Below are 16,099 nucleotides of genomic sequence, written 5' to 3'. Positions count from 1 at the left end.
AACAAATACAAAAGCCTGACGGAGATTGATCCGTCAGGCTTTTGTGTTAGGAAGCGCTTTTGACTTACCAAAATTACATACGTTATAGTTGTAGGAGATGAGGGGGAGCGAGATGAAGGAACAGCAAACGAGTCGGTACCTGAAGGGGAAAGCCACGAAGAAAAAGATATTTGCCGTAGCGAAAGAGCTCATCTTGACGAAGGGATACAACAAAGTTACGGTTGATGAAATTTGTGAGACATGCAGCCTTTCCAAAGGAGCATTTTATATTCACTATAAGTCCAAAGAGGATATCGTTAAAAAATTGTACCGAGACGATTTCTCTGAATATATGGAAGAGAATTTCGGGAAATATATCCATGAACATCAAGATGCTTCTCCGGTAGACAAAGTAAAAAGTTTCATGATGGTAGCACTGGAGTTTCCATTAATCGTTGGAAAAGAAATGACCAAACTCAACCTTATTGTCAATTTATCATTAAAATCAACAGAACCGTCCTTTTTTGCCGATTGCATCGAGCAGGAACTGTTTGTTCAAGCGATTAGCGATGGACGGTCTCAATCGTTATTCAGAAATGAGTTGTCCGTAGAAGAGATCGTAAATTATGTATACTCCTTTTTGTCGGGAGCCTTCGTAACCTGGTGCCTCTCCGATTCCACCTACGACATTAGTAAAGCAAGCGAGAAATTCGTAGATTCTTTCATAAAAGGTCTTCAATAATTGTGACCGAAGCTTGAGAAATCAAGCAACCAAAAACGGAGCCCCGCATTTGCGGTCTAAAGGCTCCGTTTTTTAGTGTATATTTATCCGATATAAAAATCGATTCGAACCTCTTCGCTGAATCCAAGCGCACGATACACACTAACGCCCATCTCGCTTGACTGCAGCACAGCTATCTTGCCGCCTGCGGCTTGTCCTTCACGAATGGCATGCGCGGTCAGAGCGTTTCCGATACCTCGCCGTCTGTATTCTCCAGCAGTAGCTACATTGTAGATGCCAATGGTTTCTCCATCTTGAAAGGCTGTAACCACTCCGGCAGGACGTCCATCCAGGAATCCGACATAATGCCGTAAAATGGCTTGTTCACCGAGCGCTAACGATTCGTTCACTTGCATGAATACCTCACCAGTTTCTCCTTGTAGGCCGAATGCAGGAAGGGCAATCTCTTTGAACCAGGAGAATTCCGCTGTTGTCCGAATAGGTTTGATTTCGAAGCTAGAAAGGCTTGGAGCCTTATACGTCCAGTCCACAAGGGAAAGTGACATGCCGGGAGATTGACCGGACTTTTTAAGTCCTTGTTCCTCCAATACACTTGCCAGCTCAGCGGCGTCGGTGTCATGTGACCAGATCAACCATGAGAAAGGGCGCTTAGATGACCGATAATGATCGGCAATTGTTGCGATATCGTTCAATGCGCCATCGGATTTCAGTCCTTCATAGGTGATAATCCGATTGAATAGCGAATGAGGAAGATCGCTTTCGTAACGAATCACTTGGGGTGTCTTCACGAATGACATGCGAGGACAGGAGCCGCTCATTTGCTTCATAATATGAATCATGTTTTGTTTGATGATGTCTGGCGTGCTTATCATGGTTTGACCTCACTGGGGTATAGGATTAGGGCCTGCATTCCGTTATTGTAAAGCGTAAAATTTCTTCAAACAAATAACGAAATGTTTATGAGGCAATAAGTACTTTTATGAATAGATAGCTTTCGATGCTGTTGCTTTCCTATCCAGCCCCATAACTTTTCATTATGTCGCCCCCAACTTACCTGTAGTACAATCCACAGTGCCAAGGTGTTAAAGTATGTTTACCGCCAAAACAAAAGGCGAATGCAGCTGCTGATATAAAAAAATCTTCACATCGGTTTTTATAATGTGTAATAAGCGTCTCAGAGGCAATAATATCTTTCGTAAGTCAGCTGCATGGACGAAAAGGGGGAATTTCAATGACCAAACGTATTCTAATGGTAGTCACAACTGCCGATCAAATAAATGAGAATGAGCGAACAGGTTTATGGTTGTCAGAATTTGTAGAGCCATACCTCGCATTTAACAATAAAGGATATGAAGTTACGATAGCAAGCCCACTAGGTGGGAAGGTTCCTCTAGATCATAGAAGTCTAGAAGGTGCTCCTCAAGAGATGTTAGATATGGCTAAATACCTGAAAGACACTATGAAGCTGGAAAATGTGAACGACATTCATTCTTACGATGCTATTTTCATCCCGGGTGGTCATGGAACGATGTTCGACATGCCAGATAACGAGGTGCTGCAATCCATGATCCGTACGATGTATGAATCCGGTAAAATCGTTGCCGCTGTTTGTCATGGTCCGGCAGCACTTGTCGGCGTGAAACTGTCAGATGGTACGCCTCTCGTAGCAGGAAAAACGATCGCGGCGTTCACCGATGAGGAAGAAAGAGAAACGACCTTAGATAAATTCATGCCGTTTTTACTAGAAACACGGCTTCGCGAATTGGGAGCTAATATCGTCTTAGCACCGAATTGGACAGATAACTTTCAAGTGGACGGCAATCTCATTACAAGTCAAAACCCACAATCTGCGGAAAGTGCCGCTAAGGAAGTTATTCGTCAACTAAATAAATAATCAGGGGGCTATATACAATGAAAAATGAACTTACAACTACACAACAAATAATGAAACGTTGGAAAATGCACCGCAATGCCTTGCTCGAACTTGTAGCGCTATTGCCTGAATCAGGAGGTACATGGCGTCCATGGGACGTCGGGATGACGACAATTGAGCTTATCCATCATCTTGCGATGACGCCGGATTTCTTTTTTGCCGCTATTGAATCGCGTGATATGTTCGTCCCACCCGTTCCCTCGACCATTTCGGAAGCTCGTGAGCTACTTCAGCAGTTAACCGCCGAACACGAGCAAAAGCTTGCCTCTTATTCAGAATCAGATCTGCAACAAGACGCAACTATTTTTGAAAATGTAGAACCAATCGTAGAAGTACTTCATCGTTTAATTGGACATGAGGCCCATCATAAAGGACAACTCTTCGTATATGCCCGCATGCTAGGCGTAACGCCACCGTTTTATGTCGATTTGAGCGTATAATTGGCAGAAATTCATTCACATTCGAGAGGGGTAACAACGACGATGGATAAATTTGAGTTTTATAATCCGACTAAGCTTCTATTTGGAAAAGGTCAATTAAGCAGTTTGAAAAAAGAAATTCCCGCTTATGGCAAACGTATTTTGCTATTGTATGGTGGCGGCAGTATCAAAAAGAGCGGCCTTTACGACAAGGTTATTCAGGAACTGAAAGAAATCGACGCTATAGTTGTTGAGTTAGGAGGCGTTGAGCCCAACCCGCGACTAACAACCGTCAAAAAAGGAATTAACCTGATAAGAGAAAATCAACTTGAATTTATTCTTGCCGTTGGTGGCGGCAGTGTGCTGGATTGTGCAAAAGCAATTGCCGCGGGCGTGCCGTACGATGGAGACGTATGGGATTTCGTGCTTAAGAAAGCGATAGCTTCATCAAACTCTGTTCCGATTGGCGCCGTCCTAACGTTAGCGGCAACAGGTTCCGAGATGAACGGAAATTCCGTCATTACAAATTGGGAAGAGAATGAGAAAAAATCGTTTAACTCCATTCATGTCTATCCAAGATTCAGTATTCTGGATCCTGAGCTTACCTTCACAGTACCACGTGATCAAACGGTATACGGCATTGTTGATATTATGTCCCATGTCTTCGAACAGTATTTCCATGCTTCGAGCAATGCGCCTCTTCAAGAAAGAATCGGTGAAGCGATCCTTCACACCGTCATCGAGACGGCACCTAAGCTCGTGAACGATTTGAACAATTACGAATATCGCGAAGTCATGTTGTTGAATGGAACATTAGCCTTGAACGGACTAACCTCTATGGGGGTTAAAACCGATTGGGCAACGCATTACATTGAACATGCCGTATCGGCTGTCCATGATATCCCGCACGGCGGAGGCCTCGCGATTCTTTTCCCGCGCTGGATGGAACATGTCGCGGCTGTGCGTCCGGAGAAAGTGGCGCAGTTGGGTGTACGTGTATTCGATTTGGATCCGGCAGGAAAAACGGATACACAACTGGCAGCGGAAGCGATCGAGTCGCTCGTGAAATTTTGGACATCCATTGGAGCGCCTACTAAGCTGTCAGACTATGGCATTGATGATAAGGAAATTGAGTTAATGACGGAGAGAGCTATGCTCGCCGATCAAATAGGTAACTATGTTCCTCTTACAATTGAGGATGTCCGAAAAATTTTGAGAAATTCTTTGTAATTTAATGAAAAATGGGGCTGTCTCGAAGGTTTATTCGACCAGAGAGATAGCCTTCTTTTCTTTGATTGATTTCTCCAACCACGCTCTCTGAAGCCAGTCAAAACTATAAAGAGATTCTGCGACTGTGGGAGATCAAGAGGGTTGCTTAAATCAAGACGACGATTTGGAGTAAGCTTTTGAGCGACTCGTCCCTGGCAGGGGAATTACGGGGCGCTATTTCATCGAAATAGGCTCTTTTTCGCGTGGAGAGGAACTGTGGGGCGCTATTTGTCCGCTTTCTTAGAGAAAACGGGATTAGGCGGTCAATAAGGTCCTGCAGTTCCGCTTGAACGTGTAAGCGGCTGAATTTGCTAGATTAGCGTCCTGTAGTTCCTCTAGGGTGTTTCGTTGACCAACTTCACGCTAGTATGAGATGCCCCCTCTGCTTAGTGTCACAGTATCGCTGAATTTGTAGCGTTGCAGTCCCAACCTGGCAAGGAGTGAAGGCACATGAGCCATAACTTTTTGTTATGCATTCCAAACTTAATGATAGTACAATTCTCGCATTCAGCATGTTACGGTATGGCTACAGCAGTCATATTAATTGACCTGTATATAAATAAATTTATTTACGAGTCTTTATTTTGTAATTTGTTGTGTATGTGAGAAAAACTTACAATGACAACATGTGGTTTTTTTTCCAGATGTGCGTTATATGATTCTTTTTATATAAGAGGAAGGAGTGGCCATGGTCGATTTTGAATGGTACAGAAGCTTTATTGCCATTTTTAAGCATAATTCCGTATCGGAGGCCGCTAAGACGCGGATCATGACCCAGCCCGCATTGAGTCAGCACCTCGCCTGCCTTGAATCGGAAGTCGGTGAACCGTTGTTCATTCGAACTTCACGCAAAATGGTGCCGACCGAACGAGGAAAGCAGCTGTATTCTCATCTAGCGCCCCTAATTGAGTCGTTAGAGGAAAAGACAATGAGTTTAAAATTGCATCAAGGGCCTACCATGAATCCGATAAAAATCGGTGCAACCCCGGAGTTGTTCACTGAGAACATATTGCCTCATTTGTCGAGATTGAAATTGGATACGACAACGTACTTTGGAGATGCGGAGCAGCTGCTAGAACTTTTAAAAGAAGAACGTGTAGATCTTATTTTAACCAATCAAAGATTCTTAACGCCCGGAATCGAATATGTACGGCTTATGGAGGAGAGTTTTGTCATTGTTGCACCGCTGGAGACGGCCGTGCCGGATTTCACGCTTTTGAAGGAGAAGGAACGATGGCTCTCCGAACAAAAGTGGATCAGCTATGGCCTGGAACTTCCTATTATAAGAAGATATTGGAAAGAGTTTTTCAAAAAAGGGCCACTCATTAATCCAGCCCATGTTATCCCTAGCATGCATTTAATTCTAAAGGCCGTTGAGGAAGGGGCGGGGATGAGTCTGCTCCCAACGCATATTCTGAAGCATCAGAATGGGACAAATCCGAGATGGAAATTCATTTTCGAAGATTTGAAGGTTCATAATGAAATATTCATTGGGTTTAAATCCAAACATAAACATGTGCTCATCATCAATGAGTTTATTCAACGTGTTTCTGAGGAAATCAGGGATGAACCGAGAGATGTTCATTTGGCTTCGAACTCGTATTAAATAAAGTTAACAATTGTTTGCTTATTGATTTTTCGCGGGTAACGACAGAGATTTGACGGGTTAATCCGAAATCAGTAATCGGGATTGCCTTAATCGTATCATTCGTTTGGTTAATGAAGATTTCAGGCAAAATGGTTATGCCTAGATTGGCTTGTACAAAACCAAGGATGCTTTGTCCCAACTCAATTTCTAACGCGATATGTAACGTTTCACCTCTTGTTGAAAATTCCTTTTCCACCAGCATTCTGACATCGCATCCCTCAGGCAGCATAACAAAGGGGTCGTCCTTTATCTCATGAAAGAATACTTTTTCTTTATGACCAAATAAGGGATGATTGGCATTCACAAATAAGAAGAAGTTTTCTTTAAAAACAAGGGTCGAGTGAAAGTGATGTTGGACGCCTCTGTCATCAAATAAGGCCGCATCGATGGTGCCGGTTTCTATATTTTTTATCAGGTCAAAAAAGCTGTAAAACACCCTGATTTTGAATGCCATTTTGGTATCTTCCTGCTGATTAGCCGCCATATGGTTTGGCAAAAAAATAGTTGCAACGCTTGGCCATGATCCAATGACAAGATCAACTTTGCCCTCGTCTTGAGTTAGCGCAATCTCTCTTCTCAGATCATTTAGTTCGTTCATAATTTTCTTGCTTCTTTCAAGTAAAATCTGGCCGGATTGCGTGAGCGTTACGCCAGTGGAGGAACGCACCAATAATTGTGCTCCTAATTCATCCTCCAGAGTGCGAATTTGTTTGCTTAAGGCGGGCTGACTAATATGCAGAATTTCACTAGCTTTCGTTAAACTCTTCGTTTCAGCCGTTTGCCGGAAGGCTTCTAACCATTCGATCTTCACGTCCATCCCCCATAACCTTTGGTTATTCCTCACCTAACTTATCGGTAGTTCGATTCGAAGCTCTAAGATGTTACAGTATGTATACGGCAAACACGACGAAATGTTTAAGATGATCTTTTGCATTTTGGGAACAAATTATTTACGCAAGATTACGTGGAGCCCTGGTAATATATCCAACGATGGGGGACGCATTCGTACTGGGATATTGCTATGTTTGATGGTTATGCTACTGGTTATGGTTTTAAAAATAACGAGGACTAATTCGTTCATATAACGATTGGAGGAACAAAAAATGGACCATTTATTTACACCCTACAAGCTGAAAGGTTTGGAACTGAAAAATCGCGTCGTCATGCCGCCAATGTGCCAATATGCTGTCAGAAATAATGATGGAGTCGTAAACGATTGGCATTATAATCACTATCTTAGCCGTGCGATTGGCGGAGCAGGACTTATCATCATTGAGATGACGGACATCGAGCCGGATGGACGAATTACCGATTTTGACCTTGGGTTATGGTCTGACGAACAGATCGCTCCATTAAAGCGAATCGTTGATGCCGTTCACCAATACGGGGCTAAAGTGGGCATTCAGATTGCTCATGCGGGACGTAAAGCGGAACATGCAGAAGTTCCTGTAGCGCCGTCCGCTATTCCATTCGATGAGACCGAGACATACAAAACACCTCGCGCACTTACTACGGACGAAGTCAAGCAAATGGTGGACAAGTATCGTCTGGCTGCCGAGCGTGCGATCAAGGCTGGCGTAGATACGATTGAAATTCATGGAGCCCACGGCTATTTGATCCACCAGTTCCAGTCTGCTTACACAAACAAACGCACGGATGAATACGGCAAGGATTTGCCATTATTCGGTCAGCAGGTCATTCGGGCCGTCAAAAGCGTGATGCCTGATGACATGCCGCTTTTGATGCGTATTTCGGCAAGAGAATACGTGGATGGCGGTTATGGGCTTACAGAAAGTATTGCCTTTTCCAAAGTGTATAAGGAAGCAGGTGTGGACATGTTTCATATCAGCTCCGGTGGAGAAGGGCCGATTCTTGCGCACGGGAGACCTGGCACCCATGTGGCGTATCAAGTTCCTATGGCAAGAGAAATCAGGAATGCGCTGAATGTACCGGTGATTGCCGTGGGACGGTTAGACGATCCGGCGTTAGCGAATTCCGTGATCGGCAACGAGGACGCAGATCTCGTGGGTGTGGGCCGCGGGATGTTAAGAAATCCATATTGGACGTTAGAAGCTGCTAAGAAGCTAGGAAAAGAAATAGAGTTTCCTGGCGTATATGGCATGGGTTTTGGACTTAAGTAAATCGATATAATGAGGAGGCAGCCGGTGATCAATCGGCTGTCTTTTGCATGTTAACGGGAACCGCTGTAATAACAGGTTTAAATGATGTCAACATTATTCATGACGAAAAGGGATTTTGATTTGATTGATCATGAAAGCGTTTTTGCATTACGATAAGATCATGAAACAGACAAAGGGAGGTTATTCTAATGAGTGAAATTGCTGCACAAAAGCAAGCATCATCCGGCGGATTCCGGGTGAAAGTGCAAAGTTTCGGTCGTTTCTTAAGCGGCATGGTGATGCCTAATATCGGGGCGTTTATCGCTTGGGGATTGATTACAGCTTTATTTATTCCGACGGGCTGGATTCCAAATGAATATTTGGCTAAGCTCGTAGGTCCAATGATAACTTATCTTCTTCCGCTCTTGATTGGGTATACGGGAGGGACGATGATCCACGGCACACGCGGTGGTGTCATTGGGGCAGTAACCACGATGGGGGTTGTCATCGGGACGGATATTCCGATGTTTATGGGGGCAATGATCGTAGGTCCGTTCGCCGCGTGGGTGCTGAAGCAGTTCGATAAGTCGATTGAGGGTAAAATCAAGTCCGGTTTCGAGATGCTTGTAAACAATTTCTCATCAGGCATCATAGGAGCCATACTAGCCGTTCTGGCTTACACGGTTGTCGGCCCTGCCGTTCAAGTCGTGAGTAAAGGACTTGCTTCCGGAGTTCAAGCGTTAGTTAATGCAGGTTTGCTTCCACTAGCCAATATACTGATCGAACCAGGTAAGGTACTGTTCTTGAACAACGCGATTAACCACGGCGTTCTGAGCCCGATCGCGCTTGATCAAGCATCCAAAACAGGCAAGTCCATCTTATTCATGCTAGAATCCAACCCTGGTCCAGGACTTGGTATTCTATTGGCCTACTGGATTGTTGGGCGCGGTGCAGCGAAACTTTCCGCTCCAGGTTCTGCTATTATTCACTTTTTCGGCGGTATCCATGAAATCTATTTCCCATACATCCTGATGAATCCGCGTCTTATTCTAGCGGTGATTGCAGGTGGTGTGACAGGTACGTTCACATTCTCTCTTTTCAATGCGGGTCTGGTTGCGCCTCCTTCACCGGGAAGTATCTTTGCTTACATCGCGATGGCTCCAAAAGGCGGTATGCTGCCGATTTTCAGCGGCGTAATCACTTCAACGATCGTTTCTTTCGCAGTAGGCGCTCTGTTGTTGAAAACAACGAAGCAAACGGAAAGCGAAGATTTGGATCAGGCTAAAGCCAGAATGAAAGAAATGAAGCAAGCTCCAGCTGCAGCGGCAGCAGAGCGTGTAGAAGTTCCAGTAACGAAGTCTGCCAACAATGTGCAGAAAATCGTTTTCTCCTGTGATGCCGGGATGGGATCAAGCGCGATGGGAGCTTCTATTTTAAGAAAGAAAATGAAAGAAGCCAGTATCAATATCAACGTCATCAATACTGCAATCAATGATATCCCATCTGATGCTGACATCGTGATCACGCATAAATCCTTGACGGACCGCGCACGAAACAAAGCACCGCAAGCTGAACATATTTCGATTGATAATTTCATGAAAAGCCCGGAATATGATGAGCTTGTGAAACGATTGGGCTAAATATAAGCATCTAACGCTGGCATCTTGCCGGCGTTATCTCCATTTTGTTCGTGAGGAGAATAATTATGAGCCTCTCAAACAGGCATCGGCAGATCCTTGAGCTGTTAATGAAGCAAAGGGATGACATTACGGCAGGAGAAATAGCTGCTGAGATTAATGTAAGCACTAGAACGGTTCATAGAGAATTGTCTGAGTTGGAGACTGTTCTGGGGAATCTCGGCATAGCGCTGCGTAAGAAATCGGGAAAAGGGATTCAACTTCTGGCGGAGCCGGAGAAATTGGAGGCATTGAGATATCTGCTCGAAGGCAGGGTGAATGTGGCCTATTCAGCTGAAGAACGAAGGATGCTGCTGTTAGGCCTGCTGCTTCAGGAGGAGGAACCCGTAAAGCTTTTTACATTGTCGCATGAGTTGGCTGTCACGATTCCAACCATTACGAATGATCTGGATGAGTTGGATAGCTGGGTTAATCGGTCCAATCTCACCCTTGTTCGCAAAAGGGGTTACGGCGTTGAGTTGAGCGGCACAGAAGCTAACAAACGGAGGATGATCTTGCACCTGGCGAGAAACGGACTTGATGAGTCTGATCTCTTTGGAAAAAATGAGAGCCAACATTCACCGTTAGCGCAAAAGCTTTTGAAGCTGATAGGAAAAGAGAATTTTACGAAAGTGGAAGAAGCGCTTTGGCTGGCTGAAGATGAAGGCTTAAGCGAAATTTCCGAGGAGGAGTACACCAATTTACTTATTTCCCTCTCGATAACGATTGCCAGAATTCAGATGGGCAGACCGATCGAGGCGAATAGTGATCATCACTCGGCGCGTCCTAGCAAACTGCTTACCCATACCATTGATCACCTGACCGAAGAAATTCCAATTCAGTTAACTCCAGCTGAAATCTCGTATATTGCTGAGCTGCTGGAACCTACTGCTGAACCTCATGCTAATTTACTGCTTCCGATCGATGAGTTGAGTTACATGGAAATGGTATGGAAGCTGATTCGCAGAATGGAAAGAAATCTAGGCGTTCCGTTCAGCGATGACCGTTCCTTGAAAGATGGGCTGCTGAGCCATCTGGAGTCCGCGATTAAGCGGTTATTGGCGGGAGCTACGATTCGCAATCCGCTTTTGACGCAAATTAAAAAAGACTATGAAGTCCTGTTTGAAGCCATTCGGGAAGCTGTCAATACGACCATCAGTGAAATTGCCATACCGGACGAAGAAATCGGGTTCCTGGTCATGCATTTCGGTGCTTCCATCGAGAGGCAGAAACAATTTAAGCGAAATGTGAGGGCCATTCTGGTCTGCACAAGCGGCATAGGCACCTCCAAGATGCTGGCTGTACGCCTAACGAAAGAGCTGCCGCAAATCAATATTATCGGTAATGCGTCTTGGTTTGAAGCTGCGCGTATCCCTAAGAAGGACTACGATTTAATCATATCGACGGTAGACCTACCGCTCCCTTCCGATCAATACATGAAGCTGAGTCCGTTATTGACGAAAGATGAGGCGGAACGGCTAAGGCTTTTTATTCAAAATGTGACATTACAAAAAGAGTCCGGTGAACCGATTTCCATGCACCTGGAGGCAGGATCAAGAGATCGGTTGCATCGCATCCAGTTCTATATTAATGAAATTGTAAGCATCATTGATCAATTTACGGTGTTTCACATCGAGCAAAGCTATGAAGACTTGGAAGAAGCCTTGCAGGATATATGCAGCTATGTCAGTAGAGCGGGTGTCTTTGACGATGTAAAACCTATCGTTGAGCTGCTGCTTGCGCGGGAGAAGTTGAGCAGTCAAGTGATTCCTGACACGGGTCTGGCACTTTTCCATATCCGAAGTGAACAGGTGAAAAAGCCTTCCTTCACTTTGTTTCGATTAGCGGATGACTTGCCGTTAGAAAGCGGAAAAAAATCCGGCGTGAGGCAAATGCTGCTTATGCTCGGTCCGCAGGAGCTCTCCAAGGAGAGTTTGGAAGTGCTAAGCGAAATCAGCTCTTTCCTGCTCATCCCTGAAATGATTGAACTGTTGAGATCAGGCAGCCAGTCAGAGATTAAGCAATTTTTATCCCAAGAGTTAGCAGCTTTTCTAGAGAATAAAAAATAATCGGATATGGGGAGAGATCTACGATGAGTATTTTATCAACCAATAAAGTAAAATTGAACGCGAAACCTAAAGACAAATTCGAGGCCATTCGAATGGCGGGCCAATTGCTGGTAGATGCAGGTCATGCTTCAGCCGGTTATATCGATAAAATGATCGAGAGAGAGCAAACCTTATCGACATTCATGGGCAATGGATTGGCCATTCCACACGGCACACAGGATTCCAAATCATTGATCCTCTCCACGGGACTGTCCATTGTTCAAATTCCGGACGGTGTGGATTTTGGTGACGGAGAGACGGCGAATCTGGTGATCGGGATTGCTGCAGCAGGCAATGATCATCTGGACATATTGACCAATGTCGCGATGATCTGCTCGGAAGATGAGAACATCGAGCAAATCATGCAAGCTTCCACACCTGAAGCGATGGTGAAGATTTTCGAAAGCGGGATGGAATGATGAAGGCTGTACATTTTGGAGCGGGTAACATCGGAAGAGGCTTCATCGGATTGCTTTTGTCACAAGCCGGTTATGAAGTTATCTTCTCAGATGTCAACGATACCTTGGTGGAGCTGCTGCAGGAAAGAAAAACGTATACGGTGCGTTTGGCTAATGAAGCACAAGAGACCTTCATGGTTTCCGGTGTTACAGCGATCAACGGCAAAAATCTGGAAGATGTAGCTGAAGCCGTTGCACAGGCTGATCTTGTGACAACAGCGGTTGGCGTCAATATTCTGAAGCATATTGCAGGCGGAATTGCCAAAGGGATCGAGCGAAGAATCGCGAGGGGAGCCGCGCCGCTGCACATCATCGCGTGTGAAAATGCAATTGGCGGAAGTACGCAGCTCAAAGAACACGTATATGCTTTGTTAAGTGAAGAGCTGCGTGCGAAAGCAGAGATGGTTGTTGCCTTTCCCGATGCTGCTGTGGATCGAATCGTTCCTATTCAGCATAACGAGGACCCGCTTGAAGTCACTGTAGAGCCTTTTTACGAGTGGGTTGTTGATGAGTCGCAAATGCTGGAAGGCTTTACTCGCATTGCCGGCGTTCATTACGTGAAGACACTAGAGCCATACATTGAACGTAAACTTTTTACTGTTAATACGGGTCATTGCAGCGCTGCTTATCTTGGCTATTTGCAAGGGAACGCAACGATTCAAGAGGCGATGGCTAATCCACAAATTGCTTCATTAGTTAGGCACGTTATGCACGAGACGGGTTCGATCTTGATTAAAAAGCATGACTTTGAGCTTGCACAGCATGAGATCTATATCGATAAAATCTTGCAAAGATTTACGAACCCCTACTTGATAGATGATGTAGCGCGCGTAGGAAGATCACCGATTCGTAAATTATCGGTCAATGACCGTTTGGTTAGACCCGCTTTGCAAGGGTATGAGTTAGGGATGACTCCATCTTATCTTACTATGGTCATGGCTGCTGCCCTGCTGTTTAAGGATCCAGCGGATCCTGAAGCTGTCCAAATTCAAGCGGATTTGCGAGACATGGGCCTTGCTGGGACGATTACCAAGTACACGACAATTGGGGAAGAGCACCCTATTCATCTCCTGATTCGAACACATTACGAACAATTCAAACAAACCGTTGTTTCTTAAGAAAGGGGAGTTACCTCATGGCGAACATGATGACCAAACGTCTAACCGGCATAGCTGCTTCCCCCGGCATTGCGCTGGCCAAAGCTTTTCGATTGAATAAGGAGCAGTTCGAGCCCGAGGCTGTGGAAGTGGCTGACAAGGATCAGGAGGTCCTTCGTTTTAGTAAAGCTGTGGAAGAAACCAAGCAAGAATTAGAAGAGCTTAAAGATTTGACTGAGCAGCGAATGGGCGCGGCAAAAGCGGAAATTTTCGAAGCACACTTGATGCTTCTCGAAGATCCTGATTATATAGATGCCATTATAGATAGCATTAAAGATGAAAGCATGAATGCGGAATTCAAGCTCCATGAAGTTGCAAGCAGCTTTATTGAAGTGCTCAGTTCAATGGATAATGAGCTGCTTCGCGAACGCGCGGCTGATGTTCGTGACGTCACCGGGCGAATCATGAGCAAGCTTCGCGGTGTTTCCTATGCAGCGATTACGGCTATTAATGAGCCATGTATTCTGATCGCTGATGATCTGACGCCTTCTGATACGGCACAATTAAATCTTGACTATGTGCTTGGATTTGTGACCGAGGTTGGCAGCCGTACCTCTCATTCCGCCATCATGGCTCGTTCCCTGGAAGTGCCTGCCGTTGTTGGTGCAGGTGAAGAGGCTAAGGACATCGCGACAGGTACGATGCTTATCCTGGATGCGGTTGAAGGTGTGGTGCTCGTCGCACCAAGCAATCAAGAGGTTGAAGCGTATCAAACGCGTAAAGCTTCGTATGACGAGAGAAGAGCCGAACTGCGCAAGCTGATCAATGAGCCGACTGTTTCTTCGGATGATCATCGTGTAGAGTTGGCTGCCAATATTGGCAGTGTGGAAGATTTGCAAAAAGTACTCGCTAATGGAGCGGAAGGAATTGGATTATTCCGAACCGAATTCCTCTATATGGGGCGTAGCGCGCTGCCAAGTGAAGAAGAGCAGTTTCAGATTTATAAACATGTTTTGGAGCGGATGGACAACAAACCTGTCGTCATTCGCACCCTTGATATTGGCGGAGACAAAGAACTGCCGTACATGAAGCTGCCAGTTGAAAGCAATCCATTTCTTGGGTTACGTGCGGTACGGTTATGCTTGAGCCAAGAGGACCTGTTTCGTACGCAGCTTCGAGCACTTCTGAGAGCAAGCAGTTATGGACAATTGAAAATCATGTTCCCTATGATTGCCGTCATGGATGAGCTGTTAGCTGCCAAACAATTGCTGCAGGAAGAGAAAGAGAAGCTTTTACAAGAAGGAATCCCTGTGTCCGATAACATTGAAGTTGGGATTATGATTGAAGTGCCCGCAGCAGCGATAGCAGCTGATTCATTGGCGAAAGAGGCGGATTTCTTCAGTATTGGAACCAATGACCTCATTCAATATACGATGGCTGCGGATCGGATGAATGAAACCGTTTCTTACTTATATCAACCTTGTCATCCGTCCATTCTTCGCTTAATTCAAATGGTCATCCAAGCTGCGAGCAAGGAAGGCAAATGGGTGGGCATGTGTGGAGAAATGGCTGGAGATGAGCACGCGATCCCGATTTTACTCGGCATGGGACTTCATGAATTTAGCATGAGTGCCAGCTCGATTTTACCTGCGAGAGCTTTGATCAAAAAGACCTCACAACAAGAATGGGCCGGCTATACCCAGCAAATTCTGGCGATGAGCAGCCAAGCCCAAATCAAACAGTTTGTAGAACAGAAGACAAGGAGTGATCAAGCATGATATCTCAAACTTTTACGGTGTTGAATCCATCCGGCTTCCATGCCCGCCCGACCAAAGTATTCGTTCAAAAGGTGGGCACGTTTCCCTGCAAAGTAAGTGTGATTAAAGGGGAGAAGAAGGTCAACGGCAAAAGCTCGCTTAGTATGCTGACACTCGGAATTCAACAGAATGACGAAGTGACGTTGGAAGTGGATGGCGAGCAAGAGGAGCAAGCGATGCAGGAGCTTGGCGCTTTGCTGACGCGTATATTTGAGGAGTAGGGGAAATTATAGTACCCCCTCCGAGCCACAAACTCGGACTCGTCAGAGCCGAAACCCCATTTTCCGCCGCGGCACTTGATCGTCGGAGCAAAATAAAGGAACCTGAGGGCGCTATTTGTGCGCTCACGGTTCCTTTTGCAGTTCTTGGGGAACTGCAGGGCCTTATTTCTATGTATTGGGCAGAATATCCGCCCGTGGCATAGAAATAACGGCCCGTAGTTCCCCTTCCCTGCGTTAACGGGCGCAATTCGCAGAAATAACGCCCTGTAGTTCCCATCCGAGCTGCAAACTCAGACTCGTACGAGCCGAACCCCCATTCTCCGCCGCGTTACTTGATCGTCGGAGCAAAATAAAGGAACCTGAGGGCGCTATTTGTGCGCTCACGAACGAATTTGGCGGAATAACGTCTTCTGAGTCCGTAAGAGAAAAAGTAGCTACTCGGAAGGGCTTGTAGGGTGAGCTGCTATTGGCTGGATTCGAGGTACTTTGACTAGTTAGCGACTATTGGTAGTGTAGAGCGCTATTTCAGTGAAATGGGCACTTTACCACAAGCGAGCATTCCTGTAGATGCTAATTATTCAGCTTTGCAAAAAACAAGCACCCTCTGTACAT

General features: G+C 45.5%; 14 protein-coding genes. 12 read left to right on the top strand and 2 right to left on the bottom strand.

The features are described from left to right. Positions 1–112: 112 nt before the first annotated feature. A complete protein-coding gene (locus tag GON05_RS31285; RefSeq protein WP_157324907.1) occupies positions 113–721 on the top strand; it encodes a TetR/AcrR family transcriptional regulator in 609 nt (202 codons plus the stop codon). A gap of 83 nt (positions 722–804) precedes the next feature. Here the strand turns inward: GON05_RS31285 and GON05_RS31280 are convergent, their stop codons facing one another. Then, positions 805–1,593, bottom strand: coding sequence for a GNAT family N-acetyltransferase (locus GON05_RS31280; RefSeq protein WP_181646290.1), 789 nt, complete (start codon positions 1,591–1,593; stop codon positions 805–807). A gap of 359 nt (positions 1,594–1,952) precedes the next feature. On the opposite strand from GON05_RS31280, the gene GON05_RS31275 reads away from it, so the two are divergent. From GON05_RS31275 to GON05_RS31260, 4 genes are all read left to right on the top strand, one after another. Beyond that, positions 1,953–2,615, top strand: a complete 663-nt coding sequence (locus GON05_RS31275) for a type 1 glutamine amidotransferase domain-containing protein (protein WP_157324903.1) — start codon at positions 1,953–1,955, stop codon at positions 2,613–2,615. Between the two features lie 17 nt (positions 2,616–2,632). Next, positions 2,633–3,094, top strand: coding sequence for a DinB family protein (locus GON05_RS31270; protein WP_157324901.1), 462 nt, complete (start codon positions 2,633–2,635; stop codon positions 3,092–3,094). Between the two features lie 42 nt (positions 3,095–3,136). Further along, a complete protein-coding gene (locus GON05_RS31265) occupies positions 3,137–4,303 on the top strand; it encodes an iron-containing alcohol dehydrogenase (RefSeq protein WP_157324899.1) in 1,167 nt (388 codons plus the stop codon). A 727-nt stretch (positions 4,304–5,030) separates the two neighbouring features. Next, positions 5,031–5,948, top strand: coding sequence for a LysR family transcriptional regulator (locus GON05_RS31260; protein WP_157324897.1), 918 nt, complete (start codon positions 5,031–5,033; stop codon positions 5,946–5,948). Here the strand turns inward: GON05_RS31260 and GON05_RS31255 are convergent. Next, positions 5,902–6,801, bottom strand: coding sequence for a LysR family transcriptional regulator (locus GON05_RS31255; protein WP_181646289.1), 900 nt, complete (start codon positions 6,799–6,801; stop codon positions 5,902–5,904). The genes GON05_RS31260 and GON05_RS31255 overlap by 47 nt on opposite strands. 292 nt (positions 6,802–7,093) lie before the next feature. Between GON05_RS31255 and GON05_RS31250 the strand changes: the two genes are divergently transcribed. The 7 genes from GON05_RS31250 (at position 7,094) to GON05_RS31220 (ending at position 15,487) form a co-directional block, all read left to right on the top strand. Beyond that, on the top strand, positions 7,094–8,131 hold the full coding sequence (locus GON05_RS31250) for an NADH:flavin oxidoreductase/NADH oxidase (RefSeq protein ID WP_157324893.1): 1,038 nt from the start codon (positions 7,094–7,096) through the stop codon (positions 8,129–8,131). 188 nt (positions 8,132–8,319) lie between these two features. Next, complete coding sequence (locus GON05_RS31245; RefSeq protein WP_157324891.1) at positions 8,320–9,750, top strand: PTS mannitol transporter subunit IIBC; 1,431 nt, start codon at positions 8,320–8,322, stop codon at positions 9,748–9,750. A 65-nt stretch (positions 9,751–9,815) separates the two neighbouring features. Continuing rightward, positions 9,816–11,855, top strand: coding sequence for a BglG family transcription antiterminator (locus GON05_RS31240; RefSeq protein WP_157324889.1), 2,040 nt, complete (start codon positions 9,816–9,818; stop codon positions 11,853–11,855). Between the two features lie 23 nt (positions 11,856–11,878). Beyond that, entirely contained in the window at positions 11,879–12,313 is a 435-nt protein-coding gene (locus GON05_RS31235) for a PTS mannitol transporter subunit IIA (protein WP_157324886.1), read from the top strand. Continuing rightward, entirely contained in the window at positions 12,313–13,470 is a 1,158-nt protein-coding gene (locus GON05_RS31230) for a mannitol-1-phosphate 5-dehydrogenase (RefSeq protein ID WP_157325784.1), read from the top strand. The genes GON05_RS31235 and GON05_RS31230 overlap by 1 nt, the downstream gene beginning before the upstream one ends. A 29-nt stretch (positions 13,471–13,499) precedes the next feature. Then, positions 13,500–15,227, top strand: coding sequence for a phosphoenolpyruvate--protein phosphotransferase (gene ptsP, locus GON05_RS31225; protein WP_157325783.1), 1,728 nt, complete (start codon positions 13,500–13,502; stop codon positions 15,225–15,227). Continuing rightward, entirely contained in the window at positions 15,224–15,487 is a 264-nt protein-coding gene (locus GON05_RS31220; protein ID WP_127449032.1) for an HPr family phosphocarrier protein, read from the top strand. Before ptsP ends, GON05_RS31220 begins: the two co-directional genes overlap by 4 nt. The last annotated feature ends 612 nt before the right edge of the window (positions 15,488–16,099 follow it).

Source organism: Paenibacillus anseongensis (assembly GCF_009757995.1).
GTDB lineage: Bacteria > Bacillota > Bacilli > Paenibacillales > NBRC-103111 > Paenibacillus_E > Paenibacillus_E chondroitinus.
This window is presented reverse-complemented; position numbering and strand designations above follow the sequence as displayed.